Genomic DNA, 24,373 nt, shown 5'->3' with positions numbered 1-24,373 from the left:
ACAGGAACCGGGTCGGCTCATGGTTACTTCTGAAATTTCCTGTCATAAATAAAATATGGAAAAGTTATGTATTTGTATTTATAATTTAGGAGAGTGACGTTTTCTCTTCTAATAGAAAGAAAGCGTTTGCTAGAAACCGCGCCTAGGCTAACAAAACTTAAGCTTATGCTTCCGAAGCGAGTTTTGTACGAAGAATACTCAGGATGCTTAGGCTAACAAAACTTTGAGGAGGATGATATTTTTGAGTAACGACAGGAAACCGTTTGTCTGGCAGACTGCCAAGGCTGCCCTGATTACTTCCGTGGCTGTTGCCTTAATGCTGCCGGGGGGATTGGCAGGAGCAGCAGCTTCCACTTCCAATACTACCGCACAAGCAGCTCCGGCAAACGCAGCCCAGGCAGGTGCTGAAACCCCGGATCCGGCAGAGGCCAAGGTTACCCAGGAGCAGGCAGTGGCGAAGGTCAAGGCTTTATTCCCTGCACTGAAGGATGCCACCGTCTCTCATACCCAGCTCGGCTCGGGCAACTCCTATCCGATGAATCCGGACCAGCTGATCTGGAATATCCAGTGGGAATTCCGGACCGGCAGCTCCTCCTTCGGCTTCTCCAGTGAGGTTGATGCCATGACAGGCGATCTGATCTCTACATATCTTTATTCTCCGTTTTTGAATCAGACGGACAGCTTCTACCCGCCTAAGATTACACGGGCGGAGGCGCTGGAGAAGGCAAAGAGCTTCATTTCCCAGGCGGCTCCAACACTCAAGAGCGGCGATCTGCAGCTGGATGAGAATATTATGATGAATGAATCGGCCCTTTTCGGACCGGTACAGTACTCCTTTTATTTTAATCTTCTGGTTAACGGGCTTCCGTCAACCAATGATTCGGTGCGGGTTACAATAGACGGCAGCGGAAATGTGATGCAGTTCAATAAAACAACCTCCGGGCTGAAGTATCCGTCTGCCAAACCGGCGGTCTCCAAGGAACAGGCGGAGAAGACCTTTAAGGAGAGCTTCGACGTCGCGCTCTATTACATCCCTGTTTACAAAAAAGGCGAGGTAGACAGCTGGGTGCTCGGCTGGAGACCGCAGAATGAAGCACTGTACCCGATTGATGCCCAAACCGGCAAACGGGTTGACTATGAAGGCAGTGAAGCAAACGCAGCTCCGGTCGTATATGAAGCTATACCAGCCGGCAAGGAGGTTTTCCAGCCGATAGCCGGCGGCAAAGAGCTTACCGTCGATGAAGCGGTCAAGCAGGTGAAGAAGGTGGCAGCCATTCCGGCGAACCGCAAGCTGACCGGGCAGACACTCGGCTCCAATTACCAGAGCGGCAAGCAGAAGGTATGGTCGCTGGTGTGGAGTGATACCTCTGAAGTCAACTATACCGGAATGCCGGGACGCACTTACGCAGAAGTAAACGCAACGACCGGGGAGGTTCTCCAGTTCCAGGTTGAGCAGTATTCCTTCCCGTTAGACAGCAAGCAGGAGCAGGCTGAAGCGGCTCCAGCCGGAAGCAAAAAGCTGAGCCAGGCTGAAGCCAAGCAGCAGGCCCTGTCGCTGATTACCCGCCTGTACGATCAGGCCGGCAGCAGCCTGAAGCTGGCTGAGCACGGGGGGACCTGGAGCGTGCTGCCGAATGATAAGGGGTACCGGTTTGAATTCCAGCGCTATTTTGACAATATCCCTGTAAGTGAAAGCGCGATTACAGTCGTACTTGATCTCTACGGCAAGCTGCAGTCCTATTCCAATTATAATTATGCGGTCTTCAGCAAAATTACCAAGCAGCCGGCACCGGCAGTTACCAAAGCAGAGGCGCTGCAGAAATACCTGGGACTGTATACGCTGAAGCTGCAGTACAGCACAAGCGGAGGATACCTCAGCACGGGCGGATACACCGATCTTAAAGTCAGACTGGCTTATTCTCCAGCGTTGATTGATACGTCCAAACCATATGATGCGCTGAATGCACAGACAGGCAAGTGGTTCGCCATGTATGAATATAACCTTGGACGGAGCGCATCGGCTGCCAGTGCGGTTGATATCAAAGGACATGCCGCAGAGAAACAGCTGACTGAGCTGCTGAAATACGGTATCCTCACACCGGACGCAGAAGGCAAAGTGAGTCCGGATCAGGTCATTACCATTGGGGAATGGCTTGACTATATTGCCAAAGCTTCAACACCGTACTACACGCAATATACCGCGAGTGCAGAGAACAAGGCCGTTGCCGGCGTAAGTCCGGATAGCACATATTTTGGTGCGGTGAACTATGCGGTCAGCCGCAGCTGGCTCGACAGGGATAGTGTAGTGAAGCCGGAAGACAGTCTTACCCGTGAGCAGCTTGCGGTGCTGCTGGCTTCTTTCCTGAAATACAACAAGCTCTCCGCATTCCTGAGCGATGATACAACAGTAAACGGCTTCAGTGACAATGCGGCAATCACGAATAAAGGCGCTGTTGCCCTTGTTGTGCGGCTGGGTCTGCTGCAGGGTGAGAATGGTAAATTTAACCCGCAGCAGCAGGTCACCAAAGCCCAGGCGGCTGCCGTTATTATGAAGCTGGTGGAGCTGCAGGGCAAGACAGATACGGCCATCGGCGGCCAGCAGTATATGTAAGAAGTACAAGAAATGCGGGATACCAAAGACCGTTCCGGGCGCGAGATAAGCAGCGCGTACAGAACGGTCTTTTTTGTATATAAGGTGTCTTCGGGAGTTCCCGCCCTTACCGCAGTTCGGGGCTCTTGATAATAGTGATGCTGTAAGCCTTCGAGGTGACATGATCCTCAGCCTTAACCGTAAGCGTCAGCAGGGTGTGCTCCTCCTGCAGGGAGATGCTCCTTGGCTGTGTGTCATCAATCAGAATGCCGCCGCAGTATAGCAGGGCGTTGTGATGGGAGAGTCCGGCGCTGAGCGTTACAGCCTGCGTTCCTTCAGGAACGATTAGTGTATAGCTGCTGTTACCGGCTGCAAACGGCTGATCCAGTGTTCCTGTATCAAAGCCCAGGCTGTCCAGCGCTGCCGTCTGATCGAAGCCGTTCATCATCCGCAGCAGATCAAAAATTCCGTTCACCGCGCCGGGAATGACGAACTTCACCTCAAGCTCTGTACGGTCCAGGACAGCGGCCGCAGGAATCAGATAGCTCTTGGTATAGAAGGAACGGGGATTCCCGTTCATCAGCGTATCGCTCGCCAGCAGGTTCCCGTCTGCATAAATATCAATCACCCTGCCATTGTTGCCGGAGAAGTAAGTGACAGACAGATAGTTGTCCCGCTGCGGCAGAACCTTAAGCTGATAGCTGAACCAGCCGTTATTCTCTGACTGTCTGATATTATATCCGTCCCAGGTGGCAACAGTGGTGTTCTCGCCCTTGATCTGATGCTCGAGCTCATACTGGTCATTACCGACCGGCAGGCTGTCAATTGTCGCTTCCTGCACACGCCGGCGCTGCTTGCCCTGCAGAATATGCTCCTGCAGCTCCGCAGAATCGGCTTCTACAAGCTTCCAGTAGATCCCGTAGCGCTCTTCATGCTGTTTATAGTGGGGAGTGAACACCAGCCGTCCGTCTTCGTCCGTTCCCCGGAGCACAAAGGCCAGCTCACCCTCCGTTTGGACAAAGTGCCGGTCAAAATCCTTCAGCCAGCTCTCTGGACTCTGCCCTTTGGGGATGATGAAATCCTTGACCAGCATGTTGCGGGTCGGTACGCTTACAGCCACACCGGTTGCGGACTGGGCGAGATCCTCTGTACCGAGGGCTGCGCTCAGAACCACCGGACCATACCGGAAAGCAGCGACATTCGGGGCATCCGGCAGCGTGCAGTAAGCTGGCTTCATCGGCAGCCGGAGGCTCAGCGTGTCGCCATCCGACCAGCTGCGCTCCACTACCGCATAGCGGCCGGACAGCTTAAGGGTCTGCTTCTGGCCGTTAAGCGTCAGCTCAGCCTCTCCTGCAAGCCAGTCCGGCAGGCGCAGATGCAGGGCGAAGGATGAGCTGTCCTCTTTTAACGTGCGGATTCTAAATTCGGCAGTGTCCTCATAAGGGAGATTGGCCGTCTGGATAAGTTCAATTCCGAATTCCTCTGCAAGTAAGCTTGAGCTCATATACTGGTTCACATAGATGCTGCCGCCGCCGTGGAAATACAGGCTGTCATTCAGCTTGGAGAAGCTCTCCATGCCTGTTCCGGTGCAGCACCAGAAATGGTCGAACGCCGAGCTGTACACCTTAAAGTAGCCGGTGGCCATCGGCTGAAAGTACATCGTCATCCCGGTATGCGGATTCTGCGACGACAGGATCGCGTTGATAAACGTATTTTCATAGAAATCCATATATTTCACTTCACCGGTGATCTTGAACAGCTCCCGGCTCAGCTTCAGCATATTGTAGGTATTGCATGTCTCGGCTGTGAAGTTCGAGCGTTCCGCATCCAGAAGATCCGGTTCGCCAAAATGCTCCCATTCGCTGTTACCGCCTGTAACGTAGCTGTGATGGTGAACCACCATATCCCAGAACTGCTGCGCCGCCTCCAGATAGAACCGCTCGCTTTCACCCAGCACCCGGTACCGGTTCAGCGCCCCGAGGAATTTCGGGATCGTGGTATTGGCATGCTTGCCCTTCAGGATATCCCGGCCTTCCTGCACCGGAGTGAACAGGCTTAGCTCATCAAACCTATGGGCCGCCTGCAAATGGCGTTCATCCCTGGAGATTGTGTACAGCTCATAGAGACAGTCATTCATCCCGCCGTACTCGACAGACAATACACGCTCCTGAATTTCTGCTGACCAGCCTGTGCTGCGCTGAGCCACCCAGCCTCCAAGCCGGGTAACCAGTTTGTAAGCTGCATAGCTGCCGGTAGCCCGGTAGGCCGCTGTCAGTCCGGCAATGATTTTGTGCATCGTATACCAGGGCACCCAGGCCGGCTGCCTGTTCTCGACATTATCGAATAGCTGCTCCGGAAATGCTGACAGGTAACCGCTCTCAAACTGGCATGCAGCAAGCTCGCCGATCAGATACTCCAGACGCTGAAGCAGGTGGCTGCTGCGTGTAGTCCCGTAAGCCTGTGACAGGGCGCTCAGATAATGGCCCAGCGTGTGGCCGCGGATTTCGGTGCTTTCCCAGCCGGAGTATTTTTCACCTTTGGGCGGCAGTCCGCGGTTTTCACGGAAGCCGGCAACCAGCCGGTCAAGGTCATAGCTTTTGAGATACAGCACTTCTTTGGAGAAAGCGTTCACCAGATAGGGATCGGTCACTGAAACCTGGTCCAACCGGAAATCGTGCAGTAGGGAAAATTCCCGGGTAAGTGAAACGGTATTATTCGTAGTCATATCTAATCTCCTGCCTCTTGAATTACGGGGCTGCCAGTCAGGCTGGGCCTCCGTTCCTGCTCATAAACCAGCTTATATTTTTACAGGAGCAGCAGTAAATAGTGCAACGTTCGAATTTGTGTAAAAAAGTCAGGTGGTATAGGCATATGCAAATAACCCGGAAGGCCGTACCGTTAAAGGTGCAGCTTCCGGGTTATTGTCTATTAGCCTAAAGCAGGTATTCGGTTACTTCTATTATTTGCCCAGCTGTTTGTCGACTTCCTTGATCGGATTCTCGTCGGTTTTGACTTCTTCAACCTTGCTGCTCAGGAACCAGCCGGTAGCGGCAATGATAATGAGGACAACGTAGAAGGTTGTTTTCCACCAGGTGCTGTGGGCGAAGTCTTCAGACAGAACACCCAGGGAAGGGTGTGCCAGTGTAATTACAGAAAGCTTAACCCCTACCCAGCCTACGATGAAGAAGGCGGCAATTTCCAGACCCGGACGGGTATGCAGCAGCTTAACGAAGAAGGATGCCGCAAAACGCATGATGATCAGGCCGATGAATCCGCCGGCGAAAATAACGAGGAACTGACCGCCGTCGAGGCCGCCGATGTGGCCGATGCCGCTTGGCGGAAGAGCTACAGCAAGTGCTACTGCAGCCAGGATGGAGTCAACTGCGAACGCAATATCTGCGATTTCAACCTTGAGTACTGTAAACCAGAAGCCGGCTTTCTTTTTGTCGACTGCCTTCGGGCTGCCGCTTTCCACTGCTTCATCTGTAACCGGCTTTTTGATAAGAAGCTTTCGGAAGATATGATTCCCCGCAATGAACAACAGGTAGATTGCCCCAATAGCTTGTACCTGCCAGATATCGACCAGATACGAGATGACAAAAAGTGAACCGAACCGGAACACGAAGGCTCCTGCCAAACCGTAGAACAGTGCTTTTTTACGTTCCTCATCAGGAAGGTGTTTGACCATAATGGCCAATACAAGTGCGTTGTCAGCAGCCAGTAACCCCTCCAGTGCGACCAGAACGAGCAATACCCAGCCGTACTCTAATAATAATCCTAAATCCATTGCTGCTTCCCCCTCATTCGGATGTAAATATCTTTTGTTAAAGAATACCCACATTACCTGATTATGATTAAAAATATATATAAAAAAGACCTTTACCAAACAGATCAGCCTTTGGAATAAAGGTCTAACCTGATTGGTAAAGGTCTCGCTAGCAATTGTTCATTGCCGATAAAGCCGGAGAATATCCTCATATTCTCGTATTGACGACTTTATCTGAAATATAAGCAGTAACAGCACTGGGCTGTGACCCGCTTATATTATCCACAGAAACGGCGCGATCTCAACGGTGAGACCGGCAGGATGCTTCTGTTTACGCAGCTACTCCCCTTTACGGGATATATGAAATTAGAACGTAATTTTGAGTCATGTGATTAACCTAAAAGTATCATATATGAGCTCTGTGGGATTGTCAATGGTCCTGATAACAAATATCAATGGCTAAAAGGGCCGTAATGGAAACGGAAACATGATAAGTTTGAGTAAACAAAGTTAACATGTCATTTGTCGATACTGCAAACATAAGGAAATTAAAGGCTTTTTCAGCTTGTGTGTAATTGACGATAAGGGTTTTGAAAAATATGATATGAGTAATTCAAGCGGCTAAGCGAGGTTGTTGTTATATAAAATAACATTCAATTCACTTGCGTTGCTGCCACTGCCGCACAGTCTGTCATGGAGGTAACATCAGGGAAGTAACGCTAGTAAAACAAAGCGTATGCTTCCGAAGCGAGTTTTGCTCGTAGCCAATTCAGAGGTGTTAATGCTTGCAAAACAAAGTGTATGCTTCCGAAGCGAGTTTTGCTCGAAGCCAATTCAGAGGTGTTAATGCTTGCAAAACAAAGCGTATGCTTCCGAAGTGAGTTTTACTGCGAAGTAGTTTCAAGGAAGTTAAGCTCCGTAAAACTTTTAGGAGGTGGGAAATGATGCAGCCGTCGTGTATATCAAATGAAGCAGAGGAGGAGATCAGCCGCCACCCTTGCTACAGCGAGGAAGCTCACCGGTTCTATGCCAGAATGCACATCCCGGTTGCGCCCGCCTGCAACATCCAGTGCAATTACTGCAACCGCAAGTTCGACTGTGTCAATGAGAGCAGGCCGGGTGTGGTAAGTGAGGTGCTGACGCCGGAGCAGGCCGAACGCAAGGTTAAGGGGGTTGCGGCACAGCTGATGCAGCTGTCGGTAGTCGGCATAGCCGGACCGGGTGATCCGCTGGCCAATCCGGAGCAGACCTTCGACACCTTCGCCAGGGTGAAGCGGTACGTGCCTGACGTCAGCCTCTGTCTCAGCACAAACGGACTAACGCTCTACCGGCATGTGGATGAGATTCTTGAGCTGGGCATCCGCCATGTCACGATTACGATCAATGCGATTGACCCAGAGGTCGGCCTGCACATTTATCCCTGGGTATTTGACGAAGGGGTGCGGTACGAAGGAAGAGAAGCGGCGGAGCTGCTGATCAGCCGTCAGCTGGCGGGGCTGGAGATGCTGGCGAAGCTGGGGATTCTCGTAAAGGTCAACTCGATTATGATTCCGGGGGTCAACGATCATCATCTGCCGGACGTGTCCAAAAGAGTAAAAGAGCTCGGGGCCACGCTGCATAATGTAACACCGCTAATTATCGCACCGGGAAGCCAGTATGAGGCGGACGGCCGCAAGGCGCCGCGTCCGAAGGAGCTGCACAATCTGCAGGAGCTGCTGGGGCGTGACGGGATGAAGGTGATGCGCCACTGCCGGCAGTGCCGAGCTGATGCAATCGGGCTGCTCGGCCAGGACCGCAACCAGGATTTCCCGCTGGAGGCGATGGAGGCTGATCCGGTCATCAACCAGGAAGCCAGGGCGCAGTTCCAGAGTGATCTGGATGCCAAGATCCGCGAACGCGTCACTGCGAAGCAGGCCAGAGCCAAAGGGCGCTGGGACAGCTCGCACAAAACAAGAGTTGCCGTAGCCACCAGAGGCGGCGACAAGGTCAATCAGCATTTCGGCCATGCGACGGAATTCCTTATCTATGATACCGACGGGGCTGAGGTGAAGCTGGTCGGTGTCCGCAAGATTCAGGCCTACTGCCACGGCAAGGCAGACTGTAACGGCGATAAAGCCGCTACACTGCAGGAAATTATTTCTATAGTAAGTGACTGCCGCATTCTTCTCTGCTCCGGAATCGGAGACGGCCCGCGGGCCAGCCTGAACAAAGCCGGTGTACTGCCGCTTGTCCGTAAGGGCGGCATACAGGACATGATTCTCGAAAGCGTCAAATACAGCTCCTATTTTGAAAATATGAATATTTCGAAGGGATGATGAAAAATGAGACAAATAGCTTTCTACGGTAAAGGCGGTATCGGTAAATCGACAACTTCGCAAAACACCCTGGCTCAGTTAGCTACAAAGTTCGGACAACGCATTATGATCGTCGGCTGTGATCCTAAGGCAGACTCTACCCGCCTGATCCTGAACACCAAGGCGCAGCAGACGGTACTTCATCTGGCCGCTGAGCTCGGCTCTGTAGAGGATCTGGAGCTGGATGATGTGCTGCAGACTGGCTTCGGCGACATTATTAACGTAGAGTGCGGCGGGCCTGAACCGGGCGTAGGCTGCGCTGGACGCGGAATTATAACCGCCATTAACTTCCTGGAGCAGGAGGGCGCGTACACCGATCTGGACTTTGTATCCTATGACGTACTCGGTGACGTTGTGTGCGGGGGCTTCGCAATGCCGATCCGTGAGAATAAGGCACAGGAGATCTACATTGTCTGTTCCGGGGAAATGATGGCGATGTATGCGGCCAACAACATTGCCCGCGGGATTCTGAAATATGCCACAAGCGGTGGTGTCAGACTGGGCGGCCTGATCTGCAACAGCCGTAACACGGACCGTGAGGATGAGCTGATTATGGAGCTGGCCCGCCGCCTGAATACGCAGATGATTCATTTTGTACCGCGCGATAATGTCGTTCAGCATGCTGAGCTGCGCAGAATGACGGTTGCCCAGTATAATCCGGAGCACAAGCAGGCCAAGGAATATGAAATTCTGGCCGAGAAAATCCTCAACAACAAAATGCTGACCATTCCTACCCCGATCTCCATGGAAGAGCTGGAGGAGCTGCTGATGGAATTCGGGATTATCGAAGACGAAGAAGCGGCCATCCAGAAGCTGCAGGCTTCCGGACAATAAGCGAGGGCGGGCGCTAAAGGCGCCCGCCTCAAGAAAAGGAGGGTCATTAATGGGACTGGATATTGAAGCGAACAAAAAGCTTGTTGAGGAAGTGCTGGAGGCCTACCCGAAAAAAGCGAAAAAAGACCGGGAAAAGCACTATCAGATCAACACAGAAGAAGCGCAAACCTGCGGTACCTGTGCCCTGAAGTCCAATATCAAATCCCGCCCCGGTGTCATGACACCGCGCGGCTGCTCTTATGCCGGCTCGAAGGGTGTGGTCTGGGGCCCGATCAAGGATATGGTCCATATCAGCCACGGCCCGGTCGGCTGTGGACAATACAGCTGGGGAACCCGGCGCAACTATGCGAACGGAACGCTTGGTATCGATAATTTTACCGCGATGCAGATCACAAGTGATTTTCAGGAGACGGATATCGTCTTCGGCGGCGACAAGAAGCTTGAAGTGATCATGCGCGAGATTACCGAGATGTTCCCGCTGGCCAAGGGAATTTCGGTGCAGTCTGAATGTCCGGTCGGCCTGATCGGCGATGACATTGAGGCGGTATCCAAGAAGATGTCCAAGGAGCTGGAGATGCCGGTTGTGCCTGTACGCTGTGAGGGCTTCCGCGGTGTCAGCCAGTCGCTCGGCCATCATATCGCCAATGATGCGATCCGCGATTTCGTGCTTGGCAAGGCTGATTTAGCCGAAACCGGCCCGTATGATGTCAATATTATTGGAGACTACAATATCGGCGGCGATGCCTGGGCTTCACGGATTCTGCTGGAGGAGATGGGCCTCAGGGTCATTGCCCAATGGTCAGGAGACGGTACGCTGAACGAGCTGGAGATTGCCCATAAGGCCAAGCTGAACCTGATTCACTGCCACCGTTCCATGAATTACATGGTCGAGCATATGGAGAAGGCCTACGGTATTCCGTGGATGGAATATAACTTCTTCGGGCCGTCCAAAACGTATGAGAGCCTGCGCGCCATCGCTGCGTTGTTCGACGAAACGATTCAGGAGAACTGCGAGAAGATGATTGCGAAGCACAAGCCGGCCATGGATGCCATTATCAATAAATACAAGCCGCGTCTGGAAAATAAAAAGGTGCTGCTGATGATCGGCGGCCTGCGCTCCCGCCACACTATCGGCGCCTATGAGGATCTGGGCATGGATATTGTGGCCTCCGGCTACGAATTCGCCCATAAGGATGACTATGAGAAGACCTTCCCGATGATGAAGGAAGGCACCATTATTATGGATGATCCGACCGCCTATGAGCTGGAGGAGCTTGCCCAGAAAATGAACGTCGATCTGGTGGGTTCAGGCGTTAAGGAAAAGTATGTATATCACAAAATGGGCATTCCGTTCCGCCAGATGCATTCCTGGGATTACAGCGGTCCATACCACGGCTTTGACGGCTTTAAGATTTTTGCCAAGGATATGGATATGACGGTGAACAGTCCGGTATGGAGCCTGATGCAGAAGAAGGAAAAGGAACACGTTCAAAAGGAGGAGGCGGGCATATGAGCAAGGACAGACTGGAGATTCCGGATTACAACTCCCTGTTCTCGGAGCACCGGTTCGTGGAGCAGCGGCTGAACAAGCAGCAGTTCGAAGCGCCCTGCAGTGAGCAGGAAACGGCTGAGGCACTCGCTTACTCCCAATCAGCCGAGTACATGGAGAAGAACTTTAACCGTAAAGCGGTGGTTATCAACCCGCATAAGGCCTGCCAGCCGCTCGGTTCGATTATGGCTGCACTCGGCTTTGAGAAAACACTGCCCTTCGTCCATGGCTCACAGGGCTGCAACTCCTATTTCCGCAGCCATTTAAGCCGCCACTTCAAGGAGCCTACACCGGCCGTATCCTCCTCGATGACCGAGGATGCAGCGGTATTCGGCGGGATGAGCAACCTGATCGACGGCCTGGAGAACAGCATCGCCCTGTATAAGCCGGAGATGGTGGCAGTCTGTACGACCTGTATGGCGGAGGTTATCGGGGATGACCTGTCCTCCTTTATCGGCAATGCCCGCAACAAAGGGGTCATCTCCGGGGATTTCCCGGTTGCCTTCTGCAATACGCCAAGCTTCGTCGGATCGCATATCTCCGGCTACGATGCCATGATGAAGGGGATTCTGAGCTACCTGTACGAACGCTCCGGCCTGGAGGCGGCTCCGGGCAGCGGCGAAGAAACCGGAGAGAAGCTGAATGTGATGCTCGGCTTCGAGCCATATACGGGTAACTTTGCAGAAATCAGCAAAATTCTTCAGGCATTTGATACGAAGTACACTCTGCTCGGTGATCACAGCGGTAATTATGACTCGCCGGCTACGGGGGAATATGAGTACTACTATGGCGGAACCAGACTGGCGGATGTGCCGCTGGCTGCGAATGCGCTCGGTACGCTCTCCCTCCAGAAATACACGCTTAAGAAAACCCAGGACTATATCACCGGAACATGGAAGCAGCAGGTAACTGCACTGTCCACGCCGCTCGGTATCACCGGAACTGACAAGCTGCTGGAGGCAATCAGCGGACTGACCGGACTTCCGCTCCCGGCCTCCCTGCTGGAGGAACGCGGCCGCGTGGTCGACGCTCTTACCGACAGTCATCCTTATCTTCACGGTAAAAGGGTGGCACTCGTAGGTGATCCGGATCTGCTGATCGGACTTATCGGATTTTGTCTGGAAGTAGGTATGGAGCCTGTGCACATCGTCTGCTCGAACGGTGATGTTGAGTTCGATAATGTTAAGTTTAAGGAAGAGGCTGAAGCGCTGCTCGCCACCAGCCCGTATGGATCGGAAGCGGCAGTATACGTAGGCAACGACCTGTGGCATATGCGTTCGCTGCTGCTGAATGATCCGGTTGACCTGGCCATCGGCAGCTCGCATCTGAAATTTGCCGCCAAGGATGCGAGTGTGCCGCTGATCCGCGTGGGATTCCCGATTTTTGACCGTCACCATATGCACCGTTATCCGATTCTGGGCTACCAGGGTGCGCTTAATCTGCTCAGTCTGATCGTCAACACCGTGCTGGATGAGCTGGACCGCAACAATTCCGGATTCAATTATGATCTGGTGCGGTAGGCGATGCTTCCGGATTTTACAGTTTGACTAAATGAATAAGTGATGGGAATTACTGAAAGTTTCTGTAATGATATTTTACGCTTAACATACATCAATTTGAATAAATGGTAAAAGCTTTATCCAGCCCGGCGTTCCCTGTATCCCGATATCCGCCAATGCTCAGCACGCGCGAAATCAGGGAACAGGGCAGGCCGGGATTCTTGCTAGTAATATGTAAAAGCCGTTGCTGCTGCAGGTCAGTATTGCCAGAGTTAGCATCCACCTTTAGCGAAGGAGATGAAAGCCGATGGACCCAGTACGAAAAGTCGATTTTGATTCCGAGGCTTGCGGGAGCCAGGCTCCCAAATCCAAGCCGTGTCCGCGGCCGAAGCCTGGTGAAGCAGCCGGAGGCTGCTCCTTCGACGGAGCCCAGATTACCCTGCTGCCGATTATGGACGCTGCCCATCTTGTCCATGGCCCGATTGCCTGTGCCGGGAACAGCTGGGAGAGCAGAGGTACGCTGTCCAGCGGACCTTCGCTGTCCCAATACGGCTTTGCCACAGATCTGAATGATTCTGATATTATTTTTGGCGGGGAAAAAAAGCTGAAGGAGAGCATCGACTATATTGCCGGGCGTTTTGCGCCTCCGGCAATCTTTGTATATTCAACCTGCGTAACCGCACTGATCGGTGAGGATATGGATGCCGTGTGCAAGGAGGCCGGAGACCGGCTTGGCATCCCGGTGGTTCCCGTTAACAGCCCCGGCTTTGTCGGCAGCAAAAATCTGGGCAACCGGCTGGCCGGCGATGCCCTGCTGCAGTATGTCATCGGCACGGGGGACCCGGAGCCGGAAATTCCGCTCGGTGTGAATCTGATCGGCGAATATAATATCGCAGGCGAGATGTGGGACATTGAGAAGCTGATGAACAGTGCAGGCATTTCGGTTACCTCACGCATCACGGGTGATGCCAGGTATAAGGAGATCACCTGGGCGCACCATGCCAAGGTCAATATGGTCGTCTGCAGCCGCGCGCTGCTGGGGCTGGCCAGGGAGATGGAGGCCAAATACGGCATTCCTTTTTTTGAAGGCTCCTTCTACGGGGCCAAGGAGACTACCTATTCCCTGCGTCAGATGGCGTATCTGATGAATGACCGGGAGATGGAGCGGCGGGTGGACCGCCTGACCGAACGGGAGGAGAGCCGTCTGGCCCAGGATCTGCGCCCATACCGTAAAATGCTGAAGGGGAAAAAAGCGGTGCTGTACACCGGTGGCGTCAAAAGCTGGTCGGTCATTTCGGCGCTCAAGGAGCTGGGCGTCCAGGTGGTCGGGGTCGGCACGAACAAAAGCACGGAGGATGATGTGCGGCGGATTGCCGACCGGGTCGGCGATGACACCGAATATATACCGGAAGGCGGCGCAAGCCGGATTCTCAAGACGGTGCGGGAGCGCAAGGCTGACATCATGATCGCCGGCGGCCGCAACATGTATGTGGCGATGAAGGAGCAGATTCCCTTCATCGATATTAACCAGGAGCGGCACAAAGCCTACGCCGGCTATGAAGGTCTGCTGCGGCTGGCCAAGGAGCTGACCTACTCGCTGGCCAATCCGGTCTGGAGGCTTGCGGCAAGCCCCGCCCCGTGGGATAAGGGGGTGCCTTATGACCGTTAACAAACGGAAGAAGCCGGCGTCGGTTAATCCGATCAAGATCGGCCAGTCGCTGGGGGCTGTGCTGGCCCTGCAGGGCTGCTACCGGGCCATGCCGCTGATCCACGGCTCACAGGGCTGTTCAGCGTTCCCAAAGGCGCTGCTCACCCGGCATTTCCGTGAGCCGATAGCGGTGCAGACCTCGGCGCTGCAGGAGATGGATGTTATTTTTGACGCCAACCGCAATCTGGAGGAGGCGCTGAATATTGTGCTGAGCAAGCATCGTCCCGATATTATCGGCATCGTCGGAACGGAGCTGACCGATGTCGCCGGAGTCGATTATGTGACGATGCTCAAGAGCTACAAGCGGGAGCGGAATCTGCGCGGAGGACTCGCCTTCTCTGTAGTCCTGCCTGATTTCCGGGGTTCACTTGAGTCGGGCTTCAGTGCGACGGTGGAGGCGATGATGGACGAATTGATCCAGCAGGTCGGGCACCGGGGCTCAAGAACCGTGAATACCCGCCAGATTACACTGCTTCCCGGATCATTCCTGACTCCCGCAGATGTAATGGAGCTGAAGGAGATGATCTCTGCCTTCGGGTTTGAGGTCATTGCCGTTCCGGATATTTCGACTTCGCTGTCCGGACATCTGCTGACCGGCTTCTCCCCGCTGACCCGGGGCGGGGTGCCGCTGGACTCGATGCTGCAGAGCCTGCAGTCCGGGCTGACGATTGCCGTCGGTGCCAGCATGGAGCGGCCGGCCAGAAGGCTGCATAACGCACTGGGCACGCCCTACAAGGTGTTCAGCGGAGCGATGGGCCTGAAGGCTTCGGATGAGCTGCTGCATTTCCTGCATCAGATCAGCGGCGAGCCGGTTCCGCTGCGCTACTGCTGGCAGAGGGAGAATCTGCTCGACAGCATGCTGGACGCGCACTTCCAGTTCGCCGGCATGTCCGCTGTTGCCGCGCTTGAGCCGGACCATCTGTATTCAGTATCCGGCTGGCTGGAGGAGCTCGGTGTAGAGCAGAAGGCGCTTATTTCTTCTTTTGAAACACCGGTTGTAGATGGCATGGAGCGCGAGGTATGGGTTGGCGATCTGGATGATGCCGAGGTGCTCGGCAAAGGCGCCGACCTGTGGATCAGCAATTCGCACGGGATCAGCGGTGCAGCCCGCATAGGAGCTGCATTTATGCCCGCCGGCTTCCCGGTCTGGAACGAGCTTGGGGCATATATGTCCGTATCGGTAGGCTACAGGGGAGCTATGGAATGGAGCAACAAGGCAGGGAATTTGTTAATGCAGAGGGAGGCTGGACACCGTGAAAGTAGCATTCGCCACAGATGATGGAATCCGCGTTAATGCCCATTTCGGACAGAGTCCGATGTTTGCAATATACAATGTAACGAAGCAGGGAAGCAGTCTTGTAGAGCTGCGCAGGCTGCCGGTGGTTCTGAACCAGGATGAAGCCGGTAAAATCGAAAGCCGCCTGGAGGCGGTAGGCGACTGCACGCTGATCTTCATTATGCAGATCGGCGCTTCGGCGGCTGCCCGGGTGACGCGGCGCAAGATTATGCCGGTTAAGGTTCCGTTCGGCAGCCCGATCGAGGAGCAGGTCAAGCGGCTTGCCGAGATGCTTCAGGGCAAGCCGCCGATGTGGCTGGCCAAGGTGCTGCGGGCGGAAGAGGAAGGGATAACGGAAGGGGAGGAAGCGGATGGAACCCATGGCTAATGAAAGCCCGGCTGCATTGGAAGGGGCCTATTCGGACAATGTGCTCCAGAAACGCCGCAGCCGGCCGGGCCGTAAGGCTGTTGATCAGGAGATGGCGGATGCGCTGGTCCGGCGGTTATGCGGTCTGCTTGATGCGGAGGATTTCTTCGGACGGTATGCAGCATTGACGCCCGGGGAGAAGCTTGCACAGCAGTTTTTGGCCTCTGCCAAGGACCAGAGCCAGTCCGAATTCAACTGTGCGGTCTCGCCCAAGGTGCGCCAGCAGGTGCCGCTCCTGTTCCAGGCTGCAGCCGGAGTAATCGAGGAGCGGAGCGGGACGCTGATCCAGAGCACGGCCGAGATTAACGGGGAGGGCTTTGGCCGGGGGCTGCTGTACAGCGGCCGGGTTATCCTCGTACTGAAAAGCCTGCGCGCGGGCTTTCCGTTCCCGTTCACGTCAGAGGAAAAGGTTATCCGGTATGGAGTGGAGTGTGCCGAGGAGGGGCTGGCTTTTTTGGCCAAATACAGGGAAGTAACCGCTTTGCACGGCTTGATGAGCCTGGAGGGCTAAAGAAAAGATCAGCAGTCACAGGAGGCGAAAGGCATGGAGCAGCTTGCCGGAGGAGTTGAGCTTGAACGGTATGCCCGGCAGCTGAAGCTGCTCGGAGAGAGCGGACAGCAGGCGCTCAAGGAAGCGACGGTTATGGTGGCCGGAATAGGCGGGTTAGGAGGGACGGCTGCGCTGTATCTGGCAGCGGCAGGTGTCGGCAGGCTTATCCTGGCGCATGAAGGAAACATTCTGCCGCCGGATCTCAACCGGCAGATTCTGATGGACAGCGGATCTCTGGGGATGGAGCGGATCAGTACGGCAGCAGCGCAGCTGAAACGTCTTAATCCGCATGTGGACATTGAGGGCTACAATGCCAAAATTGAATATGAACAGGCCAAACCGTGGGTGGAGCGGGCGGATATCGTCATTGATGCCCGGTATGATTTTCCCGAGCGGTATGCCTTAAACAGGCTGTGTGTTGATACGGCTACCCCGATGGTGGAGGCTGCGATGTACGGCTTTGAGATTTCACTTACCACTGTAATTCCGGGCCAGACCCCCTGTCTGGAATGCCTGTACCCGGATTTGCAGCCCCAGTGGGAGCCGTTCGGGTTCCCGGTTCTCGGTGCAACCTCCGGAATTGCCGGTTGTCTGGCAGCGCTGGAAGCCATAAAATGGATTACAGGGGTAGGGACAACTTATGCGGGCGTAATGCATCGCTTCAGCTCACTCGACTTCGCCTGTTATAGCGTCACTATTACCCGTAATCCGAATTGCGCTTGCTGCGGAGAAGGAGGTAAACCGTGAAAAGTCTCAAGCTATGCGACACGACACTGAGGGACGGGGAACAGGCGGCTGGAGTATCATTCACGCGGGCGGAAAAGCTGGAAATCGCAAAGTTGCTGTCGGAATGCGGCGTAGAACAGGCAGAGGTGGGTATCCCTGCCATGGGCAGGCGGGAACAGGAGGACATCGCGGCCATCGCTGAGCTGGGCCTGCCGATGAGGCTGATGACCTGGAACCGCTCGGCCCCGGGCGATATTGACAAGGCGCGGAGCACCGGCGTGGACTGGGCCCATGTGTCCATTCCAGTCTCGGGGATCCAGCTGCAGGGCAAGCTGGGGCTGACTGAGACGGAAGGGCTGAGTAAGCTGCTGCATGCAGCAGAGTATGGGCTAAGCCACGGCATGACGGTATCGGTCGGCATGGAGGACTCATCCCGGGCGGATATGAAGTTTCTGGCCCGGCTGGTTAATGCGCTATACAAGGAAGGCATACGCCGGTTCCGCTATGCCGACACGGTATCGGCCCATCATCCGGGGCAGATGGCCGGGCGGATTCAGAGTCTGCTCGGTGCGGTTCCTGCCGATGTGGAGCTGGAGGTGCACTGCCACAATGATTTCGGGCTGGCCGTGGCCAACACCCTGAGCGGCGTAGCCGCCGGTGCGGTCTGGGCCAGCACTACAGTAGCCGGTATCGGGGAGCGCACCGGCAATGCGGCCATGGAGGAAGTCGCCATGGCCTGGCGGCATTTGTACGGCGGCGGATGCGGCGTGCGGCTGGACCTGCTCAAGGGGCTGGCGGATATGGTCATTGCGGCCTCCGGGCGCAATGTCGGTGACGCCAAGCCGATTGTGGGACAGCTCGCGTTCACGCATGAGTCCGGCATTCATGTGGACGGGCTGATGAAGGAGAAGGCAACGTACCAGACATTTGATCCGGCCGAGGTCGGCCGGGCCCACCGCTTCGTGCTGGGCAAGCATTCCGGCAGCGGCGGGGTGGCGCATGTGCTGGAGCAGCGCGGCCTTGAGATCAGCCCGGAGACGGCAGGCCGGCTGCTGGAGCGGGTCCGGGATTACGCCGAGGCCCGCAAAAGCAATGTGCCGGAGGCCATGCTGCTCCAGTGGCTGAGAGAGGAGCAGCAGCGGGCGCAGAATGCGGTGTGAGCTGGCGCCGGGCTGAGCGGATTAGCGGATTAGCGGATGCCGATGAACGGATGAACGGATGAACGGATGAACGGATGAACGGATGAAGGATGAGCAGATTTACCGGAAGCTGCATCTGTTGGGCAGAGGCGGTCCCGATTGGGGCCTGCCTCTTTTTTTGCGGTAAATTAGAGCAGGGAATGAATGAAAGCTTGCATCACTTTCAGTAAGCATCTACAATTTGGGCAGGATACATACAAAGAGAACAGCAAGAAGACAGGAGTGCTTATGACAACAGATAAGAAGACGATTTTTTTTGATATTGACGGAACGATCTATGATGAAGATAAAAATGTGCCTGCTTCCACCAGAGAGGCGATTGCCGAGCTGCAGCGGCGTGGACATAATGTCGTTATTGCGACGGGCCGCGGTGCTTATATGTTCAAGGAGCTGCGTGAAGAGCTGGGAATTGACTCCTTTGTCTCCCTCAACGGCCAGTATGTGGTCTACAAAGGCAAGGTAATCTATACCAACCGGCTGGAAACGGAGGTGCTGAAGGAGCTGACCCTGTTCGCTGATAAAAATGACCACCCGGTTGCTTATATCGACGCTACGGATATGAAGGTCAATACAGCTGAGCATGTGAACATCGTGACCAGCATCGGCTCGCTGAAGCTGGCTTTTCCAACCTATGATGCGGAGTATTTTTTGCTGAACGATATTTACCAGGCGATCATCTTCTGTCCGCAGGAGAGCCAGGCCGCCTATGAAGAAGCCTACCCGGAGCTCAAATTTGTCCGCTGGCACCCGCTGGGGATGGACGTACTGCCGGGTAACGGCTCCAAGGCCAATGGCATTGCCAAGATGCTCGAAATCCTCGGTGTGGACAAAGCGGATGTGTACGCGTTCGGCGACGGTCTGAATGATCTGGAGATGCTCAGCTATGTCGGCCATGGCATTGCCATGGGCAACGCCGAGGAGGAAGTAAAGGCGGCTGCGGCCTATGTCACCAGGCACGTCAGCGAGGACGGGATTTACGAGGGGCTCAAAATGGTGGGGCTGCTGTAGCTATAGGGGGCTTGGCTAACTCCGACTTCATCGTAGTTCCACAACAGCGCCGCATGTACTTAACTGCACTTTGTGGAGCTAAAACCGCCGATTTCTCTCCTGGTCATCCCTTTAGCTGCATTTTGTGCAATTAAAAGGCTGTATAACCTCAGTTTTAGCCGATTTGGGCAGATATAGCTGTACGGAATACAGTTATACGGTGCGGATGCGGTGTTTCGGGCTTTTAAGTGTACAAAATACATCTATATGAAAAAGCAGAGGGCTTTCTGTTGCAGAATGTGCAATAGATAAGCCCTTTTTTGCGCGGGAAAAGCGTTCTATTGTATTTCATCCGGCAGCATTGCCCGGAAACCGGATAAAGTCGCTCCTGCAGCGTTTTCTATTGCACAAAATGCAATAGAAGCTGCTCTCAAAAGAAACTGGGCAGTCTCACCATTGCCGTCACAGCTTCTGTTACTGCTACTGTTACTGCCGCTGCTACTGTCACTCCTGCCGTCACTGCCACTGCTGCTGCAGCAACCGCCATCCGCTCTGACCCGCCGCAACAATATCAGCAACGCAGCCGTCAATTACTTATAAGAATTGTGGAGAGGGGACGGCTTAAGATGGATTTCAACGCGGGCATGAATGTGACTTTAAGTAAACAGATGCACAGGAAGATTGGCATAAGCAAAAATGCCGGTATATTAGCGCTCATATCGAGCATTTTCAAAAGGATAGCTATGCTGCTGATGCTCCTCGTAATCGGAATACTGGCTGCCGGGTGCAGCCAGAGCGATAGGGTGACGGATGCAGAGTTGAGGGAGCTTAGCGCGGAGGAGATAACAGCAGCATTTTCGGAAAAAGGGCTTGAGCTTAGCAGCAGTGAAGTGCGGACGGAGAGTGTGTTTCACAGGGAGCTGAACGGGCGGAAGCCGCTTGTTTTTCTGCTGGATAAGGAAGAGCTGGTTATCTACCAGTTTGCCGGGGAAGGGGAGCGTGAAGCGGGCTGGGCTGATTTTGAGAATCAGACGGCTACAGCGGATCTGGTGCAGCATAAAGTATTTCAGGAGCGGTCGCTGCTGATTTTTTATATCCGTGATGAGGGGGAGGCAGGGCAGGCGCTGTTCCGGCAAATCGGGCAAGTTATTCCCGGGCTGCTTAAGCTAAGGAATAGCTAAACCGGATGCATCCCCGTCTGCTTTTGCCAAACAATCTGTGATTGTCTTCCATCAGTATGGTTAAGATATTATAAATATCACTAACTGAGGCAAACACCGGAGAAGCGGAGGAGAGTCCAAGTGAATCCAAAATGGTGGAAAGAAAGCGTGGCCTACCAGATTTATCCGATCAGCTTCAAGGACAGCAACGGCGACGGGATCGGCGATCTGCGCGGCATTATATCGAAGCTGGATTATCTGCAGGACCTGGGTGTGGATGTCATCTGGGTGTGTCCGATTTACAAATCGCCGAACCATGACAACGGCTACGATATAAGTGATTACTGTGACATTATGAAGGAATTCGGGACGATGGCGGATTTTGACCTGATGCTGCGGGAGATGCATGCCCGGGGAATGAAGCTGATGATGGATCTGGTGCTGAACCACACGTCCCACCAGCATCCCTGGTTCATCGAATCACGGAGCTCGAAGGATAATCCGAAACGGGATTATTACATCTGGCGCAAAGGCAAAAACGGCGGTCCCCCGAACAACTGGGAATCCTATTTCAGCGGCTCGGTGTGGGAGCTTGATCCCCAGACGGATGAGTACTACCTGCATCTCTACTCCAAATACCAGCCCGATCTGAACTGGGAAAATCAGGTGGTGATCGACAAGCTGCATGAAATGGTGGAGTGGTGGCTCAAAAAAGGCGTTGACGGCTTCCGGTTCGATGCCATTGCCCACATCATCAAGGCGGAAGGCTATCCGGATGCGGCTAATCCGGGGGGAACAGCGACGGTGCGGGCTTATGAGATGTTTTCCAATCTCGAGGATGTGCACACGATGCTGCAGAATCTGCATGACAAGGTGCTGTACTTCTACGACATCATGACTGTCGGGGAGACTTCGGGTCTTGGGCCGGAGCAGGCGCTGGATTATGTCGGGGACGGGCGGCGCGAGCTGAATATGACCTTTCAGTTTGAGCATATGAATCTGGATTGCGCGGCTCCGGGCGGCGGAAAGTGGGATACCGTGCCGTGGAAGCTCACCGATCTCAAAAAAATCATCAGCAACTGGCAGACGGTTCTGCACAAGCGGGGCTGGAACGCCAATTATCTGTGTAATCATGACCAGCCGCGCTCAGTGTCGCGTTTCGGGAACGACCTGTTCTACCGCGTGCCGTCGGCCAAAATGCTGGCTACGTTCATCCATATGCAGGAGGGCACGCCTTACATCTATCAGGGTGAAGAGATCGGCATGACGAATGCGGCGTTCGAGTCGATTGACGACTACCGGGATGTGGAGACGCTGAATTATTATGAGGATAAGCGCAACCAGGGGATGCCGGAAGAACAGATTATGGCTAATATTCACAAAAAAAGCCGGGACAATGCCCGCACCCCGATGCAGTGGGATGATTCGGACGAGGGCGGGTTTACGACCGGCGTGCCGTGGATCAGGGTCAACTCCAACTCCAGGGAGATCAATGCGGCGGCTGCGGTCAAGGACCCGGATTCGATCTATAACTACTACAAGAAGCTGATTCAGCTGCGTAAAAAGCATCCGGTCATCGTCTACGGCGAATATGGCCTGCTGCTTGAGGAGCATGAGGAGATTTATGCTTTTACCCGGACGCTTGAGAATCAGCGGCTGCTGATTATCCTGAATTTCTTTGAGCATGAGCCGGTATTCGAGCTGCCAGCGGAGCTTGAGGCCGGACCGGCGGAGCTGCTGATCTCCAATTACCCTCCGGCCAAGGAGGATGATCTGGCCTCGCTTAAGCTCCGGCCGTATGAAGCGCGGGTATATTTGCAGCACATATAGGCTTGGCCAGCAGAGTTGCCGGGACGCGGGAAATATGGCGGAATGGCGACTCTTCTTTGAGTTTACGGGGAAAAGGGGGTACAATCGTTACAATATTATACATAGAGAGTGTGCAGGAGGCGCGGGGAGGAGAAGCAGAATGGGTGAATGGTATGAAAAAAGCTTTGGTGAGGATTATCTCATAGTGTACCGGCACAGGGATTTCTGCGGGGCCCGGCATGAGGTGGAGAAGATGATCGGCTGGCTGGAGCTGCCGGAAGGCTCGAAGGTGCTGGATTTGTGCTGCGGCATGGGCCGCCATTCGCTGGCGCTGGCCGAAGCCGGCTTTGAGGTGACCGGTGTCGATCTGTCCGAGGTTCTGCTGCGTGAAGCCCGTGCCCAGGAGGGTGCGGAGCAGGTGACCTGGCTGCGTTCCGATATGCGGGAGCTGCCGCTTGACGGCGGCTTTGACGCGGTCGTTAATCTGTTTACCTCCTTTGGCTACTTTGAGGAGGATGAGGAGCAGATTAAGGTGCTGCGCGAAATCTGCAGAATGCTGAAGCCGGAAGGCAAATTTATTATAGATTTTCTTAATCCGTCCTATGTGATCCGTCAGCTTGTGCCGCACTCCACCCGCGAAGACGGGGATATTCTGATTGATGAGTCCCGGCGGATCGAAGACGGCTATGTCAAAAAGGATATCGTCCTCACCTCCAAAGGGGACGATACGCCCCGTAAATACCATGAGCGGGTAAAGCTGTACCCGCTGGATGCGTTCAAACAGCTGCTTGCCGCCGCGGGGCTGCAGCTTGAGGCCGTCCACGGCAGCTATGATGAAGAGGAATATGACGAGGAGCATTCCAAGCGGATGATCTTTGTCGGCATCCGTCCGTAGATGGTATCAGGCAGAAGACTTCCGAGAGGCGGTGACGGCATTATGCGTAAGGCGGAGCTCAAGGACTGGGAGGGCGGCATCCTGCAGGTGAGTGTGCCGATGGACCCGCCGCTGCGCTGGGTGAACAGCTATATTGTCACAGAGCCGGAGGGCGGCATAACGGTCATCGACCCGGGTCCGCATACACTGGAAGCGGAGCTGGCCTGGCAGGGGGTGCTGGATGAGCTGGATCTCTCCTGGGATCATGTCCGGCAGATCGTAGTGACCCATCACCATCCCGACCACTACGGGCTGGCGGGCTGGATGCAGGCCCGCAGCGGCAGCCGGGTCTGGATGTCGGAGCGGGCCCACGCCGAGGCCCGCATGTCCTGGGGGGCGGAGGCGACGCTGAACGAGTCGCTGCCGCTGCTGTTCCTCCGGCACGGCATGCCGGAGGAGCTGGTGCAGGGGGTCAGGGAGCATCTGGAGAGCTTCCTGACCCAGGTTACTCCGCAGGCGGAGGTCAGCTATATCGACGCTGCGGTGCCTTTGATGCTGGGCGGCCGGGAGTGGACGCCTGTGCTGACCGGCGGGCATGCGCCGGGCCACGTGTCTTTGTATGAGGCCGGCAGCGGGCTCATGTTCTGCGGCGATGCTGTGCTGCCGCAGATCTCGCCCAATGTCGGTCTGCAGCCCGGCAGCGATCCGCAGCCGCTGCAGACGTTTTTGGAGGGGCTGCGCGTGCTGCGCAGCCTGCCTGTGCGCCGTGCGTTCCCGGGGCACCGGGAACCGTTCACGGCGTGGCCGGAGCGGGCGGACAGCCTGCTCCGGCACCATGAGGAGCGGCTGGACATCGCCGCTCAGCTGCTGGCCGGCGGACCGCAGAGCGGGTTCGCCGTGTGCGGGGCGCTGTTCCGCGGACGCGTGGCCAGCGCGCATCAGCTGCGCTTCGCCATGAGCGAGGCGCTCGCGCACCTGGCGGAGCTGGTGCGCCGCGGCCGGGCGGCTACGCTCACGGAAGAGCCGGGCGGGCCGCTGCTGTTCGCGGCGGCGCAGCAGCTGTAG

The 24,373-nt window shown here is 55.0% G+C and carries 18 protein-coding genes; 16 read left to right on the top strand and 2 right to left on the bottom strand.

All coding sequences use genetic code 11. The annotated features are described in order from the left end of the window. Window positions 1-241 precede the first annotated feature (241 nt). Window positions 242-2,611: an S-layer homology domain-containing protein gene (locus tag R70723_RS25525; protein WP_039876653.1), complete on the top strand. Its 2,370-nt coding sequence runs from the start codon at window positions 242-244 to the stop codon at window positions 2,609-2,611. 106 nt (window positions 2,612-2,717) lie between these two features. On the opposite strand, the gene R70723_RS25520 is transcribed toward R70723_RS25525, so the two are convergent. Both R70723_RS25520 and R70723_RS25515 read right to left on the bottom strand, forming a co-directional pair. Further along, a complete protein-coding gene (locus R70723_RS25520) occupies window positions 2,718-5,315 on the bottom strand; it encodes a beta-L-arabinofuranosidase domain-containing protein (protein WP_039876650.1) in 2,598 nt (865 codons plus the stop codon). A gap of 234 nt (window positions 5,316-5,549) precedes the next feature. Next, window positions 5,550-6,377, bottom strand: a complete 828-nt coding sequence (locus R70723_RS25515; protein ID WP_039879264.1) for a TerC family protein — start codon at window positions 6,375-6,377, stop codon at window positions 5,550-5,552. A gap of 920 nt (window positions 6,378-7,297) precedes the next feature. On the opposite strand from R70723_RS25515, the gene nifB reads away from it, so the two are divergent. The 15 genes from nifB to R70723_RS25440 all read left to right on the top strand — a co-directional run bounded on the left by nifB (window position 7,298) and on the right by R70723_RS25440 (window position 24,373). Further along, window positions 7,298-8,671 (top strand): nitrogenase cofactor biosynthesis protein NifB, encoded by a 1,374-nt coding sequence (nifB, locus tag R70723_RS25510; RefSeq protein WP_039876648.1) that lies wholly within the window; start codon window positions 7,298-7,300, stop codon window positions 8,669-8,671. A 6-nt stretch (window positions 8,672-8,677) separates the two neighbouring features. Then, a complete protein-coding gene (gene nifH, locus R70723_RS25505) occupies window positions 8,678-9,544 on the top strand; it encodes a nitrogenase iron protein (RefSeq protein WP_039876645.1) in 867 nt (288 codons plus the stop codon). Window positions 9,545-9,593: 49 nt separating this feature from the next. After that, complete coding sequence (gene nifD, locus R70723_RS25500; RefSeq protein ID WP_039876643.1) at window positions 9,594-11,057, top strand: nitrogenase molybdenum-iron protein alpha chain; 1,464 nt, start codon at window positions 9,594-9,596, stop codon at window positions 11,055-11,057. Beyond that, entirely contained in the window at window positions 11,054-12,613 is a 1,560-nt protein-coding gene (gene nifK, locus R70723_RS25495) for a nitrogenase molybdenum-iron protein subunit beta (RefSeq protein ID WP_039876641.1), read from the top strand. Before nifD ends, nifK begins: the two co-directional genes overlap by 4 nt. Window positions 12,614-12,899: 286 nt before the next feature. Then, the gene (gene nifE / locus R70723_RS25490) at window positions 12,900-14,261 is read left to right on the top strand and encodes a nitrogenase iron-molybdenum cofactor biosynthesis protein NifE (RefSeq protein WP_039876639.1); all 1,362 of its coding nucleotides are present in this window, start codon (window positions 12,900-12,902) and stop codon (window positions 14,259-14,261) included. Then, window positions 14,251-15,579, top strand: a complete 1,329-nt coding sequence (gene nifN / locus R70723_RS25485; RefSeq protein ID WP_039876638.1) for a nitrogenase iron-molybdenum cofactor biosynthesis protein NifN — start codon at window positions 14,251-14,253, stop codon at window positions 15,577-15,579. Before nifE ends, nifN begins: the two co-directional genes overlap by 11 nt. Continuing rightward, entirely contained in the window at window positions 15,554-15,964 is a 411-nt protein-coding gene (gene nifX / locus R70723_RS25480) for a nitrogen fixation protein NifX (protein ID WP_039876636.1), read from the top strand. The genes nifN and nifX overlap by 26 nt, the downstream gene beginning before the upstream one ends. Next, a complete protein-coding gene (locus R70723_RS25475) occupies window positions 15,948-16,514 on the top strand; it encodes a DUF269 domain-containing protein (protein ID WP_039876635.1) in 567 nt (188 codons plus the stop codon). Before nifX ends, R70723_RS25475 begins: the two co-directional genes overlap by 17 nt. A gap of 33 nt (window positions 16,515-16,547) precedes the next feature. Further along, entirely contained in the window at window positions 16,548-17,300 is a 753-nt protein-coding gene (locus R70723_RS25470; RefSeq protein ID WP_039876633.1) for a HesA/MoeB/ThiF family protein, read from the top strand. After that, the gene (locus tag R70723_RS25465; RefSeq protein WP_039876631.1) at window positions 17,297-18,439 is read left to right on the top strand and encodes a homocitrate synthase/isopropylmalate synthase family protein; all 1,143 of its coding nucleotides are present in this window, start codon (window positions 17,297-17,299) and stop codon (window positions 18,437-18,439) included. Before R70723_RS25470 ends, R70723_RS25465 begins: the two co-directional genes overlap by 4 nt. A gap of 267 nt (window positions 18,440-18,706) precedes the next feature. Then, window positions 18,707-19,486 carry a Cof-type HAD-IIB family hydrolase gene (locus R70723_RS25460; RefSeq protein ID WP_039879262.1) on the top strand — a complete coding sequence of 260 codons (780 nt, stop codon included), beginning with the start codon at window positions 18,707-18,709 and terminating at the stop codon, window positions 19,484-19,486. Window positions 19,487-20,091: 605 nt separating this feature from the next. After that, window positions 20,092-20,646, top strand: a complete 555-nt coding sequence (locus R70723_RS25455; protein ID WP_039876628.1) for a hypothetical protein — start codon at window positions 20,092-20,094, stop codon at window positions 20,644-20,646. Window positions 20,647-20,766: 120 nt separating this feature from the next. Continuing rightward, entirely contained in the window at window positions 20,767-22,455 is a 1,689-nt protein-coding gene (locus R70723_RS25450) for a glycoside hydrolase family 13 protein (protein ID WP_039876626.1), read from the top strand. A 139-nt stretch (window positions 22,456-22,594) separates the two neighbouring features. Further along, the gene (locus R70723_RS25445; protein WP_039876624.1) at window positions 22,595-23,329 is read left to right on the top strand and encodes a class I SAM-dependent methyltransferase; all 735 of its coding nucleotides are present in this window, start codon (window positions 22,595-22,597) and stop codon (window positions 23,327-23,329) included. After that, window positions 23,330-24,373: an MBL fold metallo-hydrolase gene (locus R70723_RS25440; RefSeq protein ID WP_231574780.1), complete on the top strand. Its 1,044-nt coding sequence runs from the start codon at window positions 23,330-23,332 to the stop codon at window positions 24,371-24,373. It abuts the gene before it with no gap.

This window comes from Paenibacillus sp. FSL R7-0273 (assembly GCF_000758625.1).
Taxonomy (GTDB): Bacteria; Bacillota; Bacilli; order Paenibacillales; family Paenibacillaceae; genus Paenibacillus_AQ.
This window is presented reverse-complemented; position numbering and strand designations above follow the sequence as displayed.

Coding starts and splice junctions, on each gene's coding strand:
- R70723_RS25445 (WP_039876624.1), top strand. CDS start 22,595: ATGGGTGAATGGTATGAAAAAAGCTTTGGTGAGGATTATCTCATAGTG.
- R70723_RS25520 (WP_039876650.1), bottom strand. CDS start 5,315: ATGACTACGAATAATACCGTTTCACTTACCCGGGAATTTTCCCTACTG.
- nifN (WP_039876638.1), top strand. CDS start 14,251: ATGACCGTTAACAAACGGAAGAAGCCGGCGTCGGTTAATCCGATCAAG.
- R70723_RS25470 (WP_039876633.1), top strand. CDS start 16,548: ATGGAGCAGCTTGCCGGAGGAGTTGAGCTTGAACGGTATGCCCGGCAG.
- R70723_RS25475 (WP_039876635.1), top strand. CDS start 15,948: ATGGAACCCATGGCTAATGAAAGCCCGGCTGCATTGGAAGGGGCCTAT.
- nifB (WP_039876648.1), top strand. CDS start 7,298: ATGATGCAGCCGTCGTGTATATCAAATGAAGCAGAGGAGGAGATCAGC.
- R70723_RS25455 (WP_039876628.1), top strand. CDS start 20,092: ATGGATTTCAACGCGGGCATGAATGTGACTTTAAGTAAACAGATGCAC.
- nifD (WP_039876643.1), top strand. CDS start 9,594: ATGGGACTGGATATTGAAGCGAACAAAAAGCTTGTTGAGGAAGTGCTG.
- nifK (WP_039876641.1), top strand. CDS start 11,054: ATGAGCAAGGACAGACTGGAGATTCCGGATTACAACTCCCTGTTCTCG.
- nifH (WP_039876645.1), top strand. CDS start 8,678: ATGAGACAAATAGCTTTCTACGGTAAAGGCGGTATCGGTAAATCGACA.
- R70723_RS25515 (WP_039879264.1), bottom strand. CDS start 6,377: ATGGATTTAGGATTATTATTAGAGTACGGCTGGGTATTGCTCGTTCTG.
- nifE (WP_039876639.1), top strand. CDS start 12,900: ATGGACCCAGTACGAAAAGTCGATTTTGATTCCGAGGCTTGCGGGAGC.
- R70723_RS25440 (WP_231574780.1), top strand. CDS start 23,330: ATGGTATCAGGCAGAAGACTTCCGAGAGGCGGTGACGGCATTATGCGT.
- R70723_RS25460 (WP_039879262.1), top strand. CDS start 18,707: ATGACAACAGATAAGAAGACGATTTTTTTTGATATTGACGGAACGATC.